Origin of the sequence: Trinickia terrae (assembly GCF_005144415.1) — a bacterium.
Taxonomy (GTDB): domain Bacteria; phylum Pseudomonadota; class Gammaproteobacteria; order Burkholderiales; family Burkholderiaceae; genus Trinickia_A; species Trinickia_A terrae.
Genome location: NZ_SWJE01000011.1, coordinates 109,284 through 129,101, shown reverse-complemented (window position 1 = coordinate 129,101; position 19,818 = coordinate 109,284). Strand labels below are relative to the sequence as shown.

Sequence of the window (19,818 nt, the reverse complement as noted above, 5' to 3'; positions counted from 1 at the left end):
CGTGCGATTCAGTCCGCGCTGCCGATGTCCACGGTCTGGACCAGTTTCGCGGGCAGGTAGACGATCTTCATGGTCGGAGGCGCAATCGACTGAACCCGGTAGGCGCCGTCGATGATCGATTGCTCGTGGACGATCAAGGTATCGTCCCCGCGGGCCAGGTACACCTCCCACCCGCCGTCCGACGATTTCTTGCCGAGATAGATGAACGGGATGCTCGGCACCACCGGCCCCGGCGGCAGCGGCGGCACCTCCGCTTGCGGCGGCGCCGCGGAGGGCAGCGGCGACGGTATCGACAGGCTGCCGAAGAGCTCGTGATGCCCGTTCCCGCCGCCAAAAAGCACCGCGCGCGAACGCAGCGCCGCAATGCCGGCGACAGCGGCGGCGCCCGGAGACTGCGCCCCACCCGGCGCCCTGGCGCGCGGCGCCGCCTCGACGACCGGGTCCGACGGACTCCGGTTGCCGAAAACCAGCAGCGCGGCGCACACGAGGAAAGCGAGCGCGAGGACGATGTGCCGAGACTTCATTGCCGCACCTCGCCCGGTGCGGTGGGCGTGCTCGCCGGGACGTCGGCGCGCAGGAACGCGGTGAAACGCAGGCTCGCCTCGATGCTCCTGTCATTGGCGGAGCTGCGCTTGAAGCGCATGTCGTCGAGCGCGAGATAGGGAAGCGTCAGCAAGACTTGCTCGCAAAAGCGCCGCACGCTCGCGTAGTCGCCCTTGACGGGCAAGACGATCGTGTAGGTGTCGTAGCGCCCCGCGGCATCGTGTGCCGGCCGGTACTCGGCTTTGTTCAGGGCAACGCCCGTCTGGGCCGCCGCTTCGAACAGGCGCGTCACGATCTCGTCGGTACGCCCGGCGTTGCCGAGCACGCCGTGGAAATCCGCCAGCCGTTGCGCCGCCAGGGCCGCGGGCGGCACGACGCGCGCCGGCGCCGGCGCGGACCGCGCGCGCGCCACCGCGCGGGCCTGCTGATCGATGCGGGCCGACATGCCGGGCAGCAGCCCGAACCATAGCGCGGCGGCGCCCAGCGCGCATGCGCCGGCAAGCAGCGCGCCCGTATCGAACCGCCCCGGCGCCAGGCGCAGGTGCAGCAGGCTCCGCGCAAGATTCGGCATCCTCACGGGGCGCCCCCCCGCCATGCGGCTTCGATCTGAAAGCGGAACACGCCGTCCATGCCGTCCTTGGCGAGCTCGTGCTTGACCAGATAGACGCGTGCGAACAGAGGCTGCCGCCCGAGCGCCTTGAGGTACGCGATCATGTCCTCGCTGTTGTTTCCCTCGGCCTCGATCCTGATGAGCGCGCTGCCCGCCTCGGGCGTGATCGACAGCACCGCGACCTGCGAAGGCGTGGCGGCTTCGAGCGCATTGAGAATGTCGTCCCAGGGCAGATTGAGGCGGGCGACGGCCGCGTTGACGGCGGCCGCCTGCTTCGCGTCGATGGGCTCGCGCGTGGCCGTCTCCGGCGCCCGGGCGGCCGCGGCCGCCCGGACCGCGTAACGCGCCGCTTGCGCATCGAGCGCGTCGAGGCGGCCGAGCAGCTTGTGCGCGCGCACGCCGGCGAGCACGCACAGCAGCAATCCCGCCATGGCCAGCCATCGCGCGGCCGGATGGATCCGATGGAGCTGGCGCCGCCAGCCGAACGGAGCGAAATCGATGAGCAAGTGTTTCATCGCATCGCTCCGCGCGCGGCGATGAACGCCGCGACCGACGCGCGAATGCCTTCGAAGCGGGGCGCCGCATTCGCGGACTCGCACCAGTGCACGGTCATCCCTTCCCGCGCATGCGGCGATAGCGCTTGCCACGCATCCGGCTGCCGCCCGTCGAGATGCAGGACGGACGGCGCCGGCACGTTGTCGAGCAGTGCAATGCGCGCCACCTGCTCGCGCAGCCAGGCAGCCGTCGGCAGCTCGCCGGGAAGCGCAAGCGTGCGCACCGCGGCGAGGCGCGGCCTGGCCGCGCCGGCCGAGCCGGCCACGAGGCCGAGCGTCAGCACGCCGCTATCGAGCGTCGCGAGCCACGCATCGGCGCCGAGCTGACGGCGCCAGCGATTCCAGGCGGCAACGAAGTTCGGCGTCGCCGACACGAGGCAGCCGCGTTGCGCCTTCACCGCGAGCTGCAACGCCCGGTGGAAAGACGCGGGGACCGCGCACGCGAGAAACGGCGTGCCGGCCTGCCAGTCGGCCACGAGCTGCCAGGCCGAGGCCGGCTCGCCGTACAGCGCCTGGAAGCGCACGTTGGCGGCGGCGCGCAGGTCCTGCATGCGCGCCGCGTTGGACGGCGGCGTGACGATGAAATAGCGCACGAGATCGTCGCCGAAGGTCGCATGGACCGGCAGCCTCGCGCCGCCGGCCGCATCCAGCGCGGAGGCGATGAGCGCCGCCAGCTCGTCCGGCGCGGCCCCTGGCCGCTCGAGCCGCTCGGGCAGCGGCAGCTCCGCCACCCGCGGCGCGGCCAGCTTGCCCGAGCCGCCCACGCGATGCACCGAAACCGCTCGGCGCGCGAGGTCGAGGCGGCAATGTCCGCCCAGCCGGATGGCCGTGAAACGTTCACGTATCGGTTCAAGCATTGAGCGTCACCCGCTTGACTTCGGCAAGCGTCGTCTCGCCCCGCTTGACGAGCGCCAGCGCCACTTCGCGCAAGTGACGCGTGCCGTTCCTCCGGGCCGCCTCCTTGATGAGCCGGATCGGCTGTTTCTCCACGACCATGTCGCGAATCTGGTCGTCGAGAATCAGGATTTCCGCGATCGCGCGGCGCCCGCGGTAGCCGGTGCCGCGGCAGTCGCCGCACCCGGCGCCCTGGCGGAAGTCGAAATCGGCGACATCCGCGCGGGTCAGCCCGAGGCGCGCGAGCTCGGCGTCGCCCGGAACGTAAGGCGCCGCGCAGTGCGTGCAGTTGAAACGCAGGAGCCGCTGTGCCCAGATGCCGTTGAGCGCCGACACGAACGCATACGGATCGATGCCCATGTGGCTGAAGCGGCCGAACACGTCGAACACGTTGTTGGCGTGCACCGTCGTCAGGACGAGGTGGCCCGTCAGCGCCGACTGCACGGCGATTTCGGCCGTCTCGCGGTCGCGGATCTCGCCCACCATGATCTTGTCCGGGTCGTGCCGCAGGATCGAGCGCAGGCCGCGCGCGAAGGTCAGCCCCTTCTTTTCGTTGACGGGAATCTGCAGGATGCCGGGCAGCTGGTATTCGACCGGGTCCTCGATCGTGATGATCTTGTCGCGGCCGTTGTGAATCTCCGTCAGCGCGGCGTACAGCGTCGTCGTCTTGCCCGAGCCCGTCGGGCCGGTGACGAGCAGCATGCCGTAGGGCTCCTCGGCAAGCCGGCGCAGCGCCGCCAGCGATTCGCTGTCGTAGCCGAGCGCCTCGAGCGTGAGCGAGCCGTAGGCCTCGATCATCGCGCGCTTGTCGAGAATCCGGATCACCGCGTCCTCGCCGTGAATGCTCGGCATGATCGACACGCGCAGGTCGATGTCGCGCCCGCCTGCCGCCACCCGGAAGCTGCCGTCCTGGGGGACGCGCCGCTCCGCGATGTCGAGCTCCGCGAGCACCTTGAGGCGCGAGATCACCTGCTCGGCAGTCTCCACGCCGTTGATGGTCGCCGCCGCGTCGAGCACGCCGTCCACGCGGTATTTCAAGGCGAGACCGCTCGCCGTGCTCTCGAGGTGGATGTCCGAGGCGCCGGCCTTGAGCGCGTCGTAGAGGGTCGAGTTCACGAGCTTGACCGCGGGGCTCGCGGCCTCGCTCACCGTCTCGAAGGACAGCACCTCGGCCCTGCGTCCGTCGGCCAGCGTCGGCTCGCCGCTGGTCACGAGGCTGTCGACGGCGCGCGCGGACTCCTCCATCCGGACGTGGTAGGCCTGCAGGTCGGACGGCAGCGCGAGCCGGATCTCGATCGCGGCGCCCGCCTGCGAGCTCAGCCAGGTCTGCAGATCGAGGTCGAACGGGTTCGTCACCACGCCGACGAGCGTCGCATCGCTTTCGCGCAGCAAGGCGCAGCGCCGCTGCATGGCGCGCGAGAGCGGCACGCGGTCGAAGACCGGCTGCAGCGCCAGCATCTCCGCGGTTTCGATGACGCGCATGGCGAGCTGCCGCGCCAGGGCCAGCAGCAGCAGGCGAGGCTCCGCGCCGGTCAACTCCGCCAGTTCGACCAGGAGGTGACGCTGCGTGGCCAACGCCGCGGCGCGCGCGCGGCCCAGGAGCTCGGCGTCGAGCACGGGCGCCGTCGTCTGAGCGGTCATGACAGGCTCTCCGCAAGATCGAAGATCGGCAGATAGAGCAGGATCACGATCGTGCCGACGACCAGGCCGATCGCCGACATCAGCAGCGGCTCGAACAGGCGGGTGAAGCGGTCGATCCAGCGGCTGATCTCGCCGTCGTAGAACGCGGCGGATTGCGTCAGCATGTTGCCGAGCTCCCCCGAGCGCTCGCCGACGCGCAACATCCGCAGCGAGATGGGCGTGGTGAGGCCTTCGGCGTCGAAGGCGCCCGACAGGGGCGCGCCCGCCTGCACGGCGGCCCGGGCCTGCGCAAGCCGCTCGCGCAAGGCGGGCGAGATCGTCCCGCCGGCCGTTTCCATCGCGGCGACGATCGGAATGCCGCCCTCGAGCAGCATGCCGAGCGTCAGATAGAGCCGCGAGAGCTGGTAGATGCGCAGGTGCGGCCCGAGCACCGGAATGCGCCCCAGGAGGCTCACGAGGCCGACTTTGGCGATCGCGGCGCGCACGAGCATGCCGAGCGTCACGGCGGCGGCGACGGCGCCCGCCAGCAGCGGCAAGCCGTGCGCCGCCGCGAACCGGCCCCAGTCGAGCAGCGCCTGCGACATCCACGGCAGCGCCCGGCCCGTGCCCTCGTAGATGGTCGCAAAACGCGGCACCACGAAGCCGATCAGAAAGCCCGCCACGCCGCCGCCCACGACGAGCAGGATGCTCGGATAGATCGCGGCGCTGATGAGCTTGTTGCGGACCACGTCGATGCGCGATTGATAATCGACGTAGCGCCGCAGCGAGCGCGGCAGGTCGCTCGTGCCCTCCGCCGCGCGCACAATGCCGATGTAAAGCGGCGGAAACACGTCCGGCTGCTCGGCGAGGAGGCTCGAGAAACGCTTGCCCTCGCGCAGCCCCGCGAGCAGGCGCCCGAGCACGCCGCGCAGCCGCGCGCCGCCTTCGCGCTCGAGCAGGGCTTCGAGCCCTTCGACGATGGAAAGACCCGCCGTCAGGAGCGCGAGCAGCTCCTGGCTGAACAGGACCAGCGAGACGCCGCCGCGCGAGGCGGCGGGCCGCCGCAGCGCGCGCGCCGGGGCGAGCTTCGTCGCGAACAGCCCGCGCGCCTCGACTTGGCGGCGCGCGTCGTGCTCGTCCTGTGCGTCGACGACCAAGGCGACGATCTGGTTATCGGGCGAAAGCGCCCTGACTTCGTATTGCATGTTGAGGTGCTGCCGATTGCTGCCGATTGCTGCCGATTACTGCCGCACAGCCGCGTTTGCCTGGCGTGGCCGCGCGCGCTCCCTGGTCCGCATCATTCGTTGCTGATGGAGGCATCCTCGCCGGCGCCGCCGGCCTGGCCGCCGGGACCGTTGGAGATCACCGCGTAGTCGCTCTTGTTGCCGGGCACCTTGTAGACATACGGATGCCCCCACGGGTCGAGCGGCACGTCCTTCTTGAGATACGGGCCGGCCCACTTGTCCGCGTTGGCCGGCTTGACGACGAGCGCCGCGAGCCCTTCCTCGGCAGTCGGATAGCGGCCGACGTCGAGCCGGAAGTTGTCGATCGCCTTCGTGAACACGTCGATCTGCGCGTGCGCGATCGTCACCTGCGACTTGCCGAGCTGCGAAAAATAGCGCGGCCCGACCAGCGCCGCGAGCATGCCGATGATGACGAGCACGACCAGCAGCTCGAGCAGCGTGAAGCCGCGTACCTTCCCTGCCCGCGCGCATCGCCCGCCCGCCCCGCTGACTGCCCGGCCACCTGTTGCCAACCGCATCGATCACCTCTCCGATCTTCAAAAATGGCGCCCGCTCATGCGTGCGCCCGTTCCCGTTGCAAACCGCGACCCTCGCGAGCCGCCGTCACCAGCCGATGCCGAACGTGATGTGCTCGGGCTGCTGCATCACGATGGACGAGCTCGCGTTCGACACGTCGTCGTAGGCGAAACCGTAGGCGAGACCGCTGATGCCGTGGTCGTGCCAGAACTTCGCGTACTCGTTCGACGGCGACGCCGCATACCACGCCGACGGCGTCGCCCACTTGGTGACGTCCTCCATCACGTGGCGGTTGAACGCCGCGCAGATCTGGGCTTCGAGCTGCAGCACCTCGGCCGTGCTGCCTTGGGCCAGGGCGCCGGCGCCCAGAAGCACGTCCTGCGTCGTCGGCTTGTTGATGACGTAGGGACCGCTGATGACGGCGCCCGAGCTCTTGTTGACTTCGTTGAACACCAGCTGGTTGTTCTGCACCGTGCCGACGAACCGCCGGGTGCCCCCGAACAGGTCCACCACCAGGCTCGTCGACGCGTACTGGGTCCAGATCTGGTTGATGTAGGCATCGAAGTAGTTGCCGTTGGTCCCTCCCGCCGCGAAGCTCCCCTTGGCCGGCGCCATGATGCGGTACGTCGAGGACGGCGCCGGCTGGAACGCGGACGACACTTCGTTCGCATAGGCCGTGAACAGGTCCGAGCGGCGCTGCGTGATGCCCGTCTGCAGATGCTGGGTGTGGTTGGCGCCGTAGACGTCCTCGGTCAGCGGGAAGCCGAACTCATCGACCTGCGTCGTGTTGATGAACAAGGTGCCGTTGTAGGTGAACTCATACCAGTCGAAGTTGACGTCGATGTTCGGATCGGTCCCGTTTTGCGGGTTCGGTCCGGCGAAACCGACATTGCCGTTGGCATCGTTGAGAACCTTGATGAACACCGGACTGCCGAGCCCGACGTAGATGCGGCCGGAGCTCAGTTGCGGCAGCAGCATCGTCTTCGCCTGCGCGAGCGTGAAGAAGTAGTTGCTGTAGTTCTGGCCGCCCGCGCTGAGGTGGTTCGCCGCGTCGTTGTCCGAGACCTGCATATCCGTGATCGTGCCGTCCGGCTTGACCCACGCGAACTTGTTCGTCGCCGGGTCGATGCCGATGATCGCCACATACACCTGGGCGTCCGTGAAGGCGCCGTTGGTGTTGTTCTGCAGATCCACGCCGATGAAGCCGGACGTGACCGCATAGCCCGGAATCACGCTGTTGACCGTCAGCGTCGCGGGATTCGACGTCACCGAGCCGTTCGCACCGGTCACGCTCACGCTGTACACCGCGCCGCTGTCGGCGGCAGTGGTGGCGGGCGTGTCGTAGGTCCGGCTCGTGGCGCCGGCAACCGCCGCCCCGTTCTTCAGCCATTGGTAGGTGAACGGCCCCGTGCCCGACACCACGACGGCGAAGTGGCCGTTCTGGCCCGCCGGCACGGTCTGCGTGGCCGGCTGCTCGACGAAGGTCGCGGCGGGCGCCGCCGAAGCGGCGTTGTTGTAGACCTCGAACTCGTAGAGCGAATAGCCGTACGGCGTCGCGCGCTGGGTGCCGTACATGCGCACGTAACGCGCCGTGACGCTCGGGAACGTGAAGTCCTCGACCCCGCCCTTGCCCGCAGTCTGCGTGTAGACCGTCGTCCAGTTCGCATTGTCGTCGGACGTCTGGATCTGGTAGGCCACGCCGTAGGCGTTCTGCCAATGCAGGACGACGCGATTGAACGTCTGCTCCCCGCCGAGATCGACGGCAATCCAGGACGGGTCGACGAACGCCGAGGACCAGCGCGTGTTGAGGTTGCCGTCGACGGCATTCGACGGCGGGTAGGCGTCGGCTTCCTGACCGCTTGCCGTGGCCGTCTTGTTCGCGGCCAGATTCACGCTCGCGGCGAGCGGCACGAAGCTCACGCTGACGCTGTGCGGCGCCGTGACGTCCGTGAACGTATAGCTCGACTGCACGCCGACCTCCTGGCCGTCCACGGTCATCGAGCCCACGCCATAGCCTTGCGCCGGCTGCGCGGTGAACGTCTGCGATCCCCCTTGCAGCACGCTCACCTGGCCCGACGGGCTGATCGCGCCGTTCGCGCCCGCGCTCGCCGTGATCGCGACACTGGGCGTCGCCGCCGAGTTGTAGATTTCGAACTCGAAGAGCGAATAGCCGTACTGCGTCGCGCGCTGAACGCCCTGCATGCGGACGTAGCGAGCCGTCGTGGCCGGCACGCTGAGATCCTCGGCGCCGCCGGCACCCGCGTTCTGCGTAAAGACAGGGGTCCACGTCTGGTTGTCGTTCGACGACTCGATCACGTACGCCTTGCCGTACGCGTTCTCCCAACGCAGGACAACACGGTTGAAGAGCTTCGGCTGACCGAGGTCGACCGTGATCCAGGCGTTGTCGTTGAAGTCCGACGAAAAGCGCGAGTTGAGGTTGCCGTCGACGGCGTTCATCGGGCCCAGGCCTGCGTTCTCCGCGCCGCTCGACGTGGCCACCATGCCGAGCGCCAGGTTCGCGCTGCCGGAGCCCGTGCTCGCGGCGGCCGACGGCGTGACCGTCAGCGTGGCGCCGGCGCTCGTCGCGCTGCCCGCTGCGTTGCTCACGACCACGGTGAACGTGGCGCCGTTGTCGCTCGCCGTCGTGGACGCCGTCGTGAAGGTCGGCGTCGTGGTGGCGCCGACCGGCGTGCCGTTCTCGAGCCACTGGTACGACAGCGGCGCGGTGCCGGTCGCGGCCACCGTGAAGGTGGCGGAGCCGCCCTGGTTCACGGTGACGGCCGCCGGCTGCGCCGTGATGACAGGCGCCACCGCCTTGACCGTCAGCGTGGCGCCGGCGCTCGTCGCGCTGCCTGCCGCGTTGGTGACGGTCACGCTGAACGTGGCGCCGTTGTCGCTCTCCTGGGTCGGCGGCGTCGTATAGCTCGACGCGGTCGCGCCCGACACGGCCGTGCCGTTCTCGAGCCACTGGTACGACAGCGGCGCGGTGCCGGTCGCGGCCACGCTGAACGTGGCGGCGCTGCCCTCGCTCACCGTGACGGCCGCCGGCTGCGCCGTGATGGCCGGAGCCACCGGCATGTTGTAGACCTGGAACTCGAACAGCGAGTAGCCGTACGGCGTGCTGCGCTGCGTGCCGTACATCCGCACGTAGCGGGCGCTGACCGTCTGGAAGCCGATGTCCTCCACGCCGCCCTTGCCTGCGGCCTGCGTGTACACCGTCGTCCAGTTCGACGCGTCGTTCGACGTCTGGATCTGGTACTGCACGCCGAAGGCTGCCTGCCAGAACAGGATCACGCGGTTGAATGTCTGCACCGAGCCGAGATCCAGCTGAATCCACGAAGGATCGACGAAGGCCGACGACCAGCGCGAATTCATGTTGCCGTCCACGGCGTTCGATGCCGGGTAGGCGTCGCTCTCGAGGCCGCTCGCCGTCGCCGTCGAGCCGAGCGCGAGATTCACCGCGGCCGACGCGGGGCCGAAGGTCGCGCTGATCGTGTGCGCAGCTTGCACGTTGTCGAACGTGTAGCTGTTGACGAGCCCGATTTGCTGGCCGTCGACCAGCACGCCCGTGACGGCGTAGCCCGAGGCCGGCGTGAACGTGAACGTCTGCGAGCCGCCCTGCAGCACGGACGCGCTGCCGCTCGGCGCGATGGCGCCGTTGGCGCTCGTGCCGGCCGCGATCGCGTATTGCGGCGTCTTCGCCGTGTTGTAGACCTCGAACTCGAAGAGCGAATAGCCGAACTGCGTCGCGCGCTGCGTCCCGTACATGCGCACGTAGCGAGCCGTCGTGGCCGCAAAGCGGATGTCTTCGATGCCGCCCTTGCCGGCCGTCTGCGCATAGACAGTCGTCCAGTTCTGGTTGTCCGAGGACACCTGGATCTGGTAGGCCACGCCGTACGAATCCTGCCAGCGCAGCACGACACGGTCGATCGTCTGCGCCGAGCCGAGGTCGACGTCGATCCACGACGGGTCGACGAAGGCCGACGACCAGCGCGAGCCGAGATCGCCGTCGACCGCGTTCAGCGGGCCAAGGCCCGAGTTCTCGTCGCCGCTCGACGTGGCGGTCTTGCCGAGCGCGAGGTTGGCGCTCGCGGTGGCGCCCGTGGTGGCGCCCGTATTGCCGGTGCCGGTCGTACCACCACCGGTCGTGCCGGTCGTGGAGCTGGCCGCATTCACCGTGAGCGTCGCCGCCGCACTGGTGACGCTGCCGCCGCCATTGCTGACGACCACGGTAAAGACTGCGCCGCTGTCGCTCGTCGCCGTGGCCGGCGTCGTGTAGGCCGGAATGCTCGTGATGGCGACTTCCGTGCCGTTCTTGAGCCACTGGTAGCTCATCGGCCCGGTGCCGGTCACGCCCACCGTGAACTGGGCGGACTGCCCCGCGCTCACGGTCTGGCTGGCCGGCTGCGCCGTGATGACGGGCGCGGCCGCCGACGGGCCCGAGACGCAGAGCGACCAGCCCGGCGTGTTGTCGATGATGGCCGGCACCGAGTTGCCCGACGAGAACACGAGATATGCGCGCGTCGAATCGGTCGGCACCACGGTCGTCGTCCAGGTGCTCCACGGCGCCGGGAAGGCGCAGGACGCAAAATTGGAGCGGGCAATCGTCAGCGCTTCGCTTTGCGTCGGCAGGCGCATGCCCACCGAGGCGCAATACTGCGCGGCCACCGTTTGCGTCCATTGCGCGCCCTGGGCCGGGAAGGTCGTGTCGTACTGCTGCCAGGTCAAGCCGCTCAGGTTGTCCTTGACGGTCGGCACGTTGGGACCGGACGGGAGACCCGCAATGGTCGACTGGTAGAGACCGGGCGCCGCGCCGAGCGGCGTAAAGCGCTCGGTCGCGCCGCCGCACTGCGGCGCGTCGAAGACTTCGAACTCGTAGAGCGAATAGCCGTACTGCGTGCCGCGCTGCGTGCCGTACATGCGGACATAGCGGGCCGACGTGCTCGGGAAGGTGATCGTCTCGGCGCCGCCCGTGCCCGCATTCTGCGTGTACACGGTGGTCCAGTTCTGGTTGTCGCTGGAAACCTGGATCTGATAAGCCTTGCCGTAGGCGTTTTCCCAGACGAGCAGGACTTTGTCGAAGGTCTGGATGGCGCCCAGGTCGAGTTCGATCCACGACGGGTCGACGGCGGCCGAGCTCCAGCGCGTGGTCAGGTTGCCGTCGACCGCGTTCTGCGGCCCGAGACCCGCATTCTGCGAGCTGCTGGCCGTGGCCGTCGCGCCGAGCGCGAGATTCGAGGCGTCGGCGCCGCTCACGGTGAGCGTGGCCGCCGCGCTCGTCACGCTGCCGGCGCTGTTGGTGATCGTGACGCTGTAGGCGCCGGCATCGGTGCCTGCCGCGGACGCAATCGCGATGCTCGACGAATTGCCCCCGACCGGCGCGCCATCCTTGCTCCACTGGTAGGTAAGCGGCGCCGAGCCGCTCGCGAGCACGTTGAACGTCACTGCCTGGCCGATCGGCACGCTCTGGCTTTGCGGTTGCGACAGGATGACCGGCGGCGTCGCGGCATTGACCGTCAGCGCCGCGGCGGCCGAGGTGACCGTGCCCGCGCTGTTGGTCACGACGACGCTGTACGACGTGCCGCTATCCGACGTCTGCATGGTGGGCGTGTCGTACACGGCCAGCGTGGCGCCCTGAATCGGCGTGCCGTTTTTCAGCCACTGATAGCTCAGCACGGGCGAGCCGGCCGCCGCCACCGTGAATTCCGCGCTCTGCCCGGCCGTGATGCTCTGCGCCAGGGGCTGCGTCGTGATGGTCGGCACGGCCGGCGCTACCACCGTCATGACCGCCGCGCGCGACGTGACGCTGCCGCTGGCGTTGCTGACGGAAACGCTGAACGTCGCGCCGTTGTCGCTCGCGGCGACGGGCGGGGTCGTATAGGTGAAGCCCGTGGCGCCGGCAATCGGCGCGCCGTTCTTCATCCACTGGTAGCTCGGCGACGTGCCGGCCGTGAGCACGGTGAACTGCGCGGTCTGCCCCACGGTGACGGTCTGGTCCGCCGGCTGCGAGATGATCTGCACGGTGCCGGCTTGCTGCTGGCCGATGACGAGGTCGGTGCCGTTGAACATCGAGCCCGTGTCGCTCGGCAGCACGTTGAACGTGGCCGTGCCGGCGGCGAGCCCGGGCGCGCTCGCCGTGACGGTGACCGCGCCGGCCGTGAACTGGGTCTTCACCACCACGCGAGCCAGGCCGCCTTCGAACGACAGGTTCGGGTCGCCCGGGGCATGGTAGTTGATCGGCTGATTGGCCGTCACGTAGTGATCGGCGCCGCCGCGGTAGGTGCCCGGGCCGCTTACGCCGAACGTCACGATCTGGCTCGCGTCCGGCACGCGAACGCCGTTTGCGTCGACCACGGTCGCCGTGACGATGGCCGCATCGGTGCCGTTCGCGTGCAGCGCGAACGACGTGCTGTCCGGCTTCACCAGCTCCGGTTCGACCGTGAGCAGAATATGGTCGGCCGGACCCGCCGTGACGAGCTGGTCGGTCGCCGCGATCTGGCCGTTGTTGTCGAGACACTCCGCGAGCAGCGTGCCGGACGCCCAGGTGATATTGCTCCAGTGCACCTGTCCGGGCAGCAGCGTCGTGTTCTCCGTCATGTCGGCGCTGGGGTCCGACGTCGTCGGATTGGGAATCTGGTCGCCGCCGATCGGCGCACCGTTGAGCAGGACCCGCACCGACGGACAGTTGCTGAACGCATTGACAGTGACGGCGCCCGAGCGATTCCAGGTGTTGGCGAGCTTGACGACGGGCTTGCTCTGGAACGGCGTCCAGATCGCCTCGTAGGCGTAGTAAAGCAGGCGCGGAAGGCGATTGAAGTCCATCATCGATGCGCCGTTGCCGCGCACCATCGTGTTCGGCGTGCCGTCGACCTGGTCGACGATCTCGCCCGGGGTATCCGCCAGATACCAGTGCGCCATGCCGAACGACTTGATGGCCACGCTGTGCACCCAATTCTTCAGGTACAGCGCGGCAAATGCGAGTTCGAAGTCGTACTTCGCGCGGCCGACCCCGTTGTCCCAGTACTCCGATCCCCAAGCCGGCGTATTCGGGTACGCCTGCTTGACGCCGATGTCGCAGCCGTCGCCGCTGCAACCCAGGATGTCGCCGTTGGCCGGGTTCGGCGTGCGGTCCGACTGCGCGCGCGTATTGACCGGGTCCCATTGCTGCGAGATCGCTTTCAGCGATTGCGCGATCGACGTATCCGTCGCGCCGTTGTCGGCTTCCCATGCCAGCACCGAGGGGTGATTGCGATCGTGAATGATCATGTCCCGGTGCAGCTCTTTCTTGAGCTCGACGTTGTTGGCGCTCACGCAGCCCGTCGTGACAGTGGCCGTGCAGGGGACGGCAAAGCCGTTCTCGCCGTCGCCGCTCGGCTGAATCATCATGACGCCATAGGCGTCCGCCGCAGCGAGGAACTCCGGCCCCTGGCTCGAGTGGCCGGGCCGGTACAGGCTGCCCCCGGCCTGCGCGAGCAGGTTCAGGTCGCGCCATTGCAGTTCTTCCGGCACGGCCGAGCCGAGCGCCGGATAGTCATAGCGGCCCGACGCCCCCCACAAATGGTGCGGATGCCCGTTGATGCTCGGGAAGTTCTCGTCCCAGCTGATCGTGCGAATGCCGAGCGGACTTTCCGTCGTATCCACCACGGTGCCGTTGATGCTGACCGAGTGAATCACGCGGTACAGGTACGGGCGGCCGAAGGTGCTGTTGTTCGGATACCAAAGGTTCGGGTTCGAGACGGTCAGAACCTGGTCGAAGAGCGTCGGGTGCAAGCCTGGCGAGGCGTTGGCCGGCACGGTGCCGGTATCCTGCGCGGTCGCCACGACGTTGCCGCCGGCGTCGACGATCTGCGTCGTCAACGTCACCGGCTGGGCCGTCGAATACTCGTTCAGCACGTTGGTCTGCACGCGGACCGTGGCCACGGAGCTGTTGGCCGCGACCGTCGAGACGTACGTCCCCCACGTGTTCAGCACCGCATAGACGTTCTCGGGAATGTGCACCCGGTCCGTGATGTACATGGTCACGGGACGGAAGATGCCGGTATCGTCCTGGCCGAAGCGGAACGCCCCCGAAAAGCTCGGCGACTCGAAGAAGGCGTCGCCGCGTGAGACCTTGACGGCCAGGACATTGTCCGTGCCGTCGAACTTCACGTAATTCGTGAGGTCGACGATGAACGGAACGAAGCCGATGACGTGAGTCGCATTGGGATTGATGAGGCTGTTGCCCGGGATGAACTGGCCGTTGATGTAGACCTGCACGCCCGTATGCGCGCCCTCGAACTCGACGTACACCTTCCGGTTCGCATACGACGAGTCCAGCGTGAAGTGCTTGCGGTACCAGTTGGTGTTGCCTGTCAGGTATCCCTGACCGCCGCCCGATTGCGTGTTGATGAAGGTGTCGTTGTCGGACGGCGACTGCGGCACGCCCACCGATTGCCAGGCCGAGTCGTTAAAGCTCGGCTGCATCGAGTTGGGGTCGTCGACGTCCTTGACATACTTCCAAGGCGTCTCGCCCAGATTGATCGTGACTCGATTCGACGGCGGCAGTCCGTCGCTCGCGACTGCTTGAACCGCAGCAAACGTCAAGAATGCCCAAAGCACGACAAACCAGCCCGCACCCCGGCAGGCAAATTGCCAAACGCGTTCACGCATTTCTTCGAATCCTCTTGTCTTTTTTTTGGCACGTGTGGCTTCGATTCGCCGCGTGCGGCACCGCTCTTCGGTCCGCTCATTGCGTCGATCCGCCACCTCTTACTGCCGGACCGGCTCGAACGGTCCAATCGCAGTAGCTGTTCTCAAGCCGACTTCTATCTCCAACCCCCACCCCAAGTTGCCGACGAACGAACGTTCAGCTTTGCCAAACGTTTGCGCGGTTGTTCAACAACTGGCGATGCCGGAGTTTAAGGTGTGGGAGGACGAACGCTGAAGCGAAAATTTGGTAGGGATTTGATGATTTTTTTGTAGGGAAAGGTCTATCAAAAAACATGCGTCTTTTGGGTCCTGCTCGTGTGTCAAGAATGTGTCAGGCGAGCCAGGTGCAGGAAAACGGAATACAAGCGCCGCCGTAGAAATCGAATCTGCCTTTCTGTAAATTAGCTGTTTTTCTGGATGGAATACGCATCAGGTCGAGCCCGCGCGAATCCCGGCGGCATTATTCCCTCCGCAGGTCGACTACTAATTGGGGAGAACAGCCATGCCGGAAACCACTGTAGGTGACGCCCCGCGGTGTCTCGAAGCTGGCGCGCTTGGCATCGGCGAAAACCATACGCAGCCCGGAGGCCGGCAATTGGCCATCGAGCTGATCTCATCGGGCCGCGTCACCCACCTGTTTGTCGAACTGGCCCATATGCATTACGGCAAACCATTAGAGAATGCCCAGGAAATTGCCGACCAAGGCGGGGACATAGACGCAGTCCAGATGGCGGCACCTTCGGGCAACCTGCACCAGGAGAACCCGATCCCTCTGTCTCGGGTTATTGCGACGGCGTTGACCCAAAAGGTAAAGGTGCACCTTGCCGATCACATCGTAATGGCCTATCACGCCGAAGACTTCGCACGACGTCACGACAGCATCCGCGAGGCGTTCCGGACGGTAACCGAGCAGTCACCGGACGCTGCGGTTCAAGCTGTGGATGAGCGCTGCGCCGGATGCCTGCTCCTCTGGGGCGGAGCGCACTTTGAGAAAAAATATGCCCTCGACAAATACATCGTCAATCTCCCCTTCATCAAGATGGGCTGAACGACACGGGGCGGAACAATGGAAGTACAACCGTCGCATTCCGCGTGAAATGGGGCGCGGCGCGATAGGGTCAGCGTCACGGTGAAACTCCGAACAGCTGAACGACCACACCACGCAACCAGCGATTCCCGGCCTCATGGTGGTATTTCGCATGCCAGTGTTGTCGGACGGCAAACCCATCCACGGAAATCGGGCACGAATGGACGGCCAGATCGTTGACCTGCGCGAGCGTTTCGCCGATGTGACGCGGCAGCGTGGCGATCAGATCGGTCGTCTGGACGATCGTCCCGAGCCCCAGGAAACCCGGCAACTGCAGCACGACGTCACGCTCGACGCGCTCGCGCGCCAGCGCCTGTTCGAGCAACTGGGCGCCCGTGCCCGACTCGATAACGACATGCCCCTCGGAGCGGTACTGCTTCAAACCGAGCCGCGCGCGAACGCGCGGGTGATGCCGGCTGGTCAGGCATACCCAGTCCTGTCGATAGAGCTGCTGCTGGTAGATGCCGCCACTTAACCAGGGCACATAGCCGATGGCAAGATCGGCCTCGCCCGACTCCAGCGCACGTTCTGTGTTGCCGTCGATTCTCGCCGCCTCGAGCCGGATGCCGGGCGCCTGCGCGCGCACATGCGCGAGCAGTCTCGGTAGCAGCGTGATGTGGCTCGCGTCCGTCATGCAGATGCGAAACCGCCGCTGCGCGGTCGCGGGATCGAACGCGATCTCCCACGCGACGAAGCGCCTGAGCGATTCGAGAATTTCTCGGCAAGGTCCGATCAGCGCGTCGGCCTGCGGCGTCGGCGCCATGCCGCCGGGCGTGCGGATGAAAAGCGGGTCCTGCAGATACTCGCGCAGCCGCCCGAGCCAGATGCTGATGGTGGGCTGGCTCTGCCCGAGTTGCTCCGCGACGCGCGTGACGCTGCGCGTGTCGTACAGAAGGTCGAATAGCTGTAGCAGTTTCAGATCAGGCAGATCGGCCGGCATCATGGCGTAACGAGCATTATTGTCTGCTGCAATGACGTCATTGTAGTCATTGCATTGTCGATATGAGCGGCAACTCCTATCGTGTGGCTACACGTCAAGGAGAAGCCAAGTGAAGATTGCGATTCTCGGCGCCGGCGCACTAGGCTGCGCGATCGGCGCCGCCCTCACGGAAGGCGGCCACGAAACCTGGCTGCTGGACCGTTCGCCCGTTCATGTCGAAACGATGCGTCGCGATGGCCTGCGGGTCGACGATGCCAGTGGCTCGCGGCGCATCGCGGTGCGCGCCGCGGCTCAGGCGAGCGAAGTCGGCGTGGCCGACGTGGCCGTCGTGCTGGTCAAGTCCTTCGATACCGACGCTGCGATGCGCGGCGCACTCGCGCTGATCGGGCCGCAAACGCTCGTGCTTTCGCTGCAGAACGGGCTCGGGCACGAAGACGTGCTCGCCGATATCGTGGGCCGCGAGCGCGTGCTGGCGGGCAAGACGTATGTCGGCGGAGTGTTGCGCGGTCCGGGGCATATTCAGTCGGGTGTCACCGGCAAGGCGACCTACATAGGCGAACTCGATGGCCGGGTCACGCCCCGCGTGCAGGCGATCGCCGAGACCTTCAACGCAGCCGGGCTGAGGACCACCGTCAGCGACAACATCGTCGGCACCATGTGGGACAAGCTGCTCGTCAACGTCGCCACGGGCGCGCTCACGGGTATCACCCGCCTCACCTATGGCCAGCTCTATGAAGAGCCGTTGCTGAAAGCGACGGCTCTCGCGGCCGTATCCGAAGCGATTGCGGCGGCACAGGCGGCCGGCGTCAGACTCTCGATGACGGACCCAGAGCAAGCCTGGACGCTCGCGGCGGAAGGTCTCTCTCCTGCGTTCAAGACCTCGATGCTGCAAAGCCTCGAAAAAGGCTCGGTCACGGAGATCGATTTCATCAACGGCTCGGTGGTGCGCTGGGGACAACGGCTCGGTGTGCCGACGCCCGTCAACGCGACGCTGGTGGCGTGCATCAAGGGCATCGAACGCGCGATGGCCGATGAGCAGCGCAAGGAGGCAACGGCATGAGCGGCTCGAAGGCTTATCTGGAGCATGTCGCGATCTGGGTGAAGGATATCCGGTGGCACATCCGATTCTTCGAAGACGTGCTCGGCATGACCATGCGCGAAATCGACGGCACCGTCGACGCGCCGCGCCAGTACTGGACGCTCGGTGGCCTGCAGTTCATCCATGCCCCGCAGCACGAAGGCCCCGAAGGGCGGCTCGCCCATCTGGGCTTCATGTGCGAAGACCTGGAAGCAGCTTTGGCTGCTGCCCAAGCCCATGGCGTCAGCGAAATGCCGCAAGGACGCAACTGGCTGCGCCTGCCCGACGGGCTCGCCGTCGAACTGATTCAGGCCAAACCCGCGTCCTGCGTCGGGCAGGCGCTGAACATCAACCCGCGCGCGGAGGCGTGAGCATGACGATCATCGACAAGTACTGGGACGACGCCCGCGAAGGCGACGAGTGCGTGAGCCCGAGCTACACCGTGACGAAGGAGCGCATCCTCGCCTACGCCGACCTCACGGGCGACCACACGCCCGTGCACGTGGACGAGGCATATGCCAATGCGAGCCACTTCGGCTGTCTCGTCGCGCATGGACTGTTCGGGCTGTCGATTGCCGACGGCCTCAAGACCCGGAGCGACTATCGCTTCCTGCCCGGCATGTCGCTCGGCTGGACCTGGGATTTTCTGCTGCCCATCAAAGTCGACGATGTATTGCACGTGAAGTTTCGCGTCGGCGCAATGCGGCCGAGCAACAGCCGTCCCGGCTGGGGCATCGTCGTGCTGCCGTCCGAGCTGACCAATCAGGATAGCCAGATGGTCCAGCGCGGCGAGCATCGTCTGATGGTGCCGCGCCGGCCGGGAGCGTATTGATGCAGGCCCGTCCCCTCGAAGGCATACGCGTTGTCGACTATAGCCACTTCCTCGCCGGTCCGTACGTGGGCCGCTGCCTCGCGGCGCTCGGCGCCGAAGTCATCAAGGTCGAGCGTCCGGGAAGCGGCGACGCCGGACGCCAGCACGCGACCGTGCTGGACGACCAGCAAAGCGGCTATTTCCTGCAACTGAACATGGGTAAGCGCGGCGTCAGCGTCAACCTGAAAGACGCGCGCGGCAAGGAGTTCATGCGCCGCCTGTGCGACTCGGCGGATGTATTCGTCGAGAACTACCGCCCCGGCGCGCTGGACAAGCTCGGGCTGGGCTATGCCGGGTTGTCCGCGCGCAATCCGCGCCTCGTCTACTGTTCGATCTCGGCATACGGCCACACGGGCCCCGATGCGCATCGCGCGGGCTTCGGCCTGATCGCGGAAGCGAAGAGCGGCATCATGCAGATGGTGGGCACGCCGGGCGAGCCGCCGCCGCTGCTGCGCATTTCGCTCGGCGACATGTACACGGGCATCCACGCAGTCGCGGCGATCAACGCGGCGCTGCTCGGACGGGTGAAAAGCGGACGCGGCCAGCACATCGACATGGCGCTGTACGACACGCTCGTCTCGATGCACGAGTATGCGGTGCAGTGCTACACGCTGCGAGGCGTGCTGCCGGAGCAGACGGGCCACGACATGCCGACCTCGACGCTCTACGGCGTGTTTCGCGCTGCGGACGGCGACCTCGTGATCGCGGCGCAAGTGGACGACGCATGGAAGCGTCTCGCCGAGCTGATCGAAACGCATGGCGGACCTGCTGGATTCGGCAGCGATACGCGCTTTCACGATAGCGTGGGCCGCAACACGCATCGGCAGGCGATTCTGTCCGTCGTGCAGCCGTGGGTCGCCGCACGCCGCGTTGCGCAGGTGCTCGAACTGCTGGATGGCATCGATGTGCCTTGCGCAAAGGTGCAGCGCATCGACGAGGTGCTCGACGATCCGCAGATCCAGGCGCGCGGCATGGTCGTCGAACAGCACCATCCGCGTTACGGGACGCTGCGTCTGCCCAACCTGCCATTCCGCTTTTCTCATTGCGACACGACGATCCGCGACGTCGCGCCCGATCTCGGGCAGCACAACGCGGAAGTCGCGCAATCGCTCGGCTTTTCCACCGCCGAGATCGACGCGATGCAAACCGAAGGCGTTCTCTACTCGAAGTGAG

14 protein-coding genes are annotated in these 19,818 nt (G+C 67.0%); 5 read left to right on the top strand and 9 right to left on the bottom strand.

The features are described from left to right. Positions 1-8: 8 nt before the first annotated feature. The 8 genes from FAZ69_RS20890 to FAZ69_RS20855 form a co-directional block, all read right to left on the bottom strand. Positions 9-524: a hypothetical protein gene (locus FAZ69_RS20890; RefSeq protein ID WP_136896993.1), complete on the bottom strand. Its 516-nt coding sequence runs from the start codon at positions 522-524 to the stop codon at positions 9-11. Further along, a complete protein-coding gene (locus FAZ69_RS20885; RefSeq protein WP_240702382.1) occupies positions 521-1,114 on the bottom strand; it encodes a hypothetical protein in 594 nt (197 codons plus the stop codon). The genes FAZ69_RS20890 and FAZ69_RS20885 overlap by 4 nt, the downstream gene beginning before the upstream one ends. Positions 1,115-1,116: 2 nt before the next feature. Further along, positions 1,117-1,668, bottom strand: a complete 552-nt coding sequence (locus tag FAZ69_RS20880) for a PilN domain-containing protein (RefSeq protein ID WP_136896992.1) — start codon at positions 1,666-1,668, stop codon at positions 1,117-1,119. Then, on the bottom strand, positions 1,665-2,564 hold the full coding sequence (locus FAZ69_RS20875) for a hypothetical protein (RefSeq protein WP_206171224.1): 900 nt from the start codon (positions 2,562-2,564) through the stop codon (positions 1,665-1,667). The genes FAZ69_RS20880 and FAZ69_RS20875 overlap by 4 nt, the downstream gene beginning before the upstream one ends. After that, positions 2,557-4,242: a GspE/PulE family protein gene (locus FAZ69_RS20870; RefSeq protein WP_136896991.1), complete on the bottom strand. Its 1,686-nt coding sequence runs from the start codon at positions 4,240-4,242 to the stop codon at positions 2,557-2,559. Before FAZ69_RS20870 ends, FAZ69_RS20875 begins: the two co-directional genes overlap by 8 nt. Further along, on the bottom strand, positions 4,239-5,426 hold the full coding sequence (locus FAZ69_RS20865; protein ID WP_136896990.1) for a type II secretion system F family protein: 1,188 nt from the start codon (positions 5,424-5,426) through the stop codon (positions 4,239-4,241). Before FAZ69_RS20865 ends, FAZ69_RS20870 begins: the two co-directional genes overlap by 4 nt. Before the next feature lie 92 nt (positions 5,427-5,518). After that, positions 5,519-5,983, bottom strand: coding sequence for a type II secretion system major pseudopilin GspG (gene gspG, locus FAZ69_RS20860; protein ID WP_136896989.1), 465 nt, complete (start codon positions 5,981-5,983; stop codon positions 5,519-5,521). Between the two features lie 85 nt (positions 5,984-6,068). Beyond that, positions 6,069-14,630: a discoidin domain-containing protein gene (locus tag FAZ69_RS20855; RefSeq protein ID WP_136896988.1), complete on the bottom strand. Its 8,562-nt coding sequence runs from the start codon at positions 14,628-14,630 to the stop codon at positions 6,069-6,071. Positions 14,631-15,171: 541 nt separating this feature from the next. Between FAZ69_RS20855 and FAZ69_RS20850 the strand changes: the two genes are divergently transcribed. After that, positions 15,172-15,717 (top strand): hypothetical protein, encoded by a 546-nt coding sequence (locus tag FAZ69_RS20850; RefSeq protein WP_136896987.1) that lies wholly within the window; start codon positions 15,172-15,174, stop codon positions 15,715-15,717. A gap of 76 nt (positions 15,718-15,793) precedes the next feature. On the opposite strand, the gene FAZ69_RS20845 is transcribed toward FAZ69_RS20850, so the two are convergent. Then, on the bottom strand, positions 15,794-16,699 hold the full coding sequence (locus tag FAZ69_RS20845; RefSeq protein WP_136896986.1) for a LysR family transcriptional regulator: 906 nt from the start codon (positions 16,697-16,699) through the stop codon (positions 15,794-15,796). Between the two features lie 106 nt (positions 16,700-16,805). Between FAZ69_RS20845 and FAZ69_RS20840 the strand changes: the two genes are divergently transcribed. Genes FAZ69_RS20840 through FAZ69_RS20825 form a run of 4 tightly spaced genes read left to right on the top strand, consistent with a single transcriptional unit; the run spans position 16,806 to position 19,817 of the window. Further along, the gene (locus FAZ69_RS20840; protein ID WP_136896985.1) at positions 16,806-17,756 is read left to right on the top strand and encodes a ketopantoate reductase family protein; all 951 of its coding nucleotides are present in this window, start codon (positions 16,806-16,808) and stop codon (positions 17,754-17,756) included. Then, positions 17,753-18,145, top strand: a complete 393-nt coding sequence (locus tag FAZ69_RS20835; protein WP_136896984.1) for a VOC family protein — start codon at positions 17,753-17,755, stop codon at positions 18,143-18,145. Before FAZ69_RS20840 ends, FAZ69_RS20835 begins: the two co-directional genes overlap by 4 nt. A 2-nt stretch (positions 18,146-18,147) precedes the next feature. Then, positions 18,148-18,606: a MaoC family dehydratase gene (locus FAZ69_RS20830; RefSeq protein WP_136896983.1), complete on the top strand. Its 459-nt coding sequence runs from the start codon at positions 18,148-18,150 to the stop codon at positions 18,604-18,606. Next, on the top strand, positions 18,606-19,817 hold the full coding sequence (locus tag FAZ69_RS20825) for a CaiB/BaiF CoA transferase family protein (RefSeq protein ID WP_136896982.1): 1,212 nt from the start codon (positions 18,606-18,608) through the stop codon (positions 19,815-19,817). Before FAZ69_RS20830 ends, FAZ69_RS20825 begins: the two co-directional genes overlap by 1 nt. The last annotated feature ends 1 nt before the right edge of the window (position 19,818 follow it).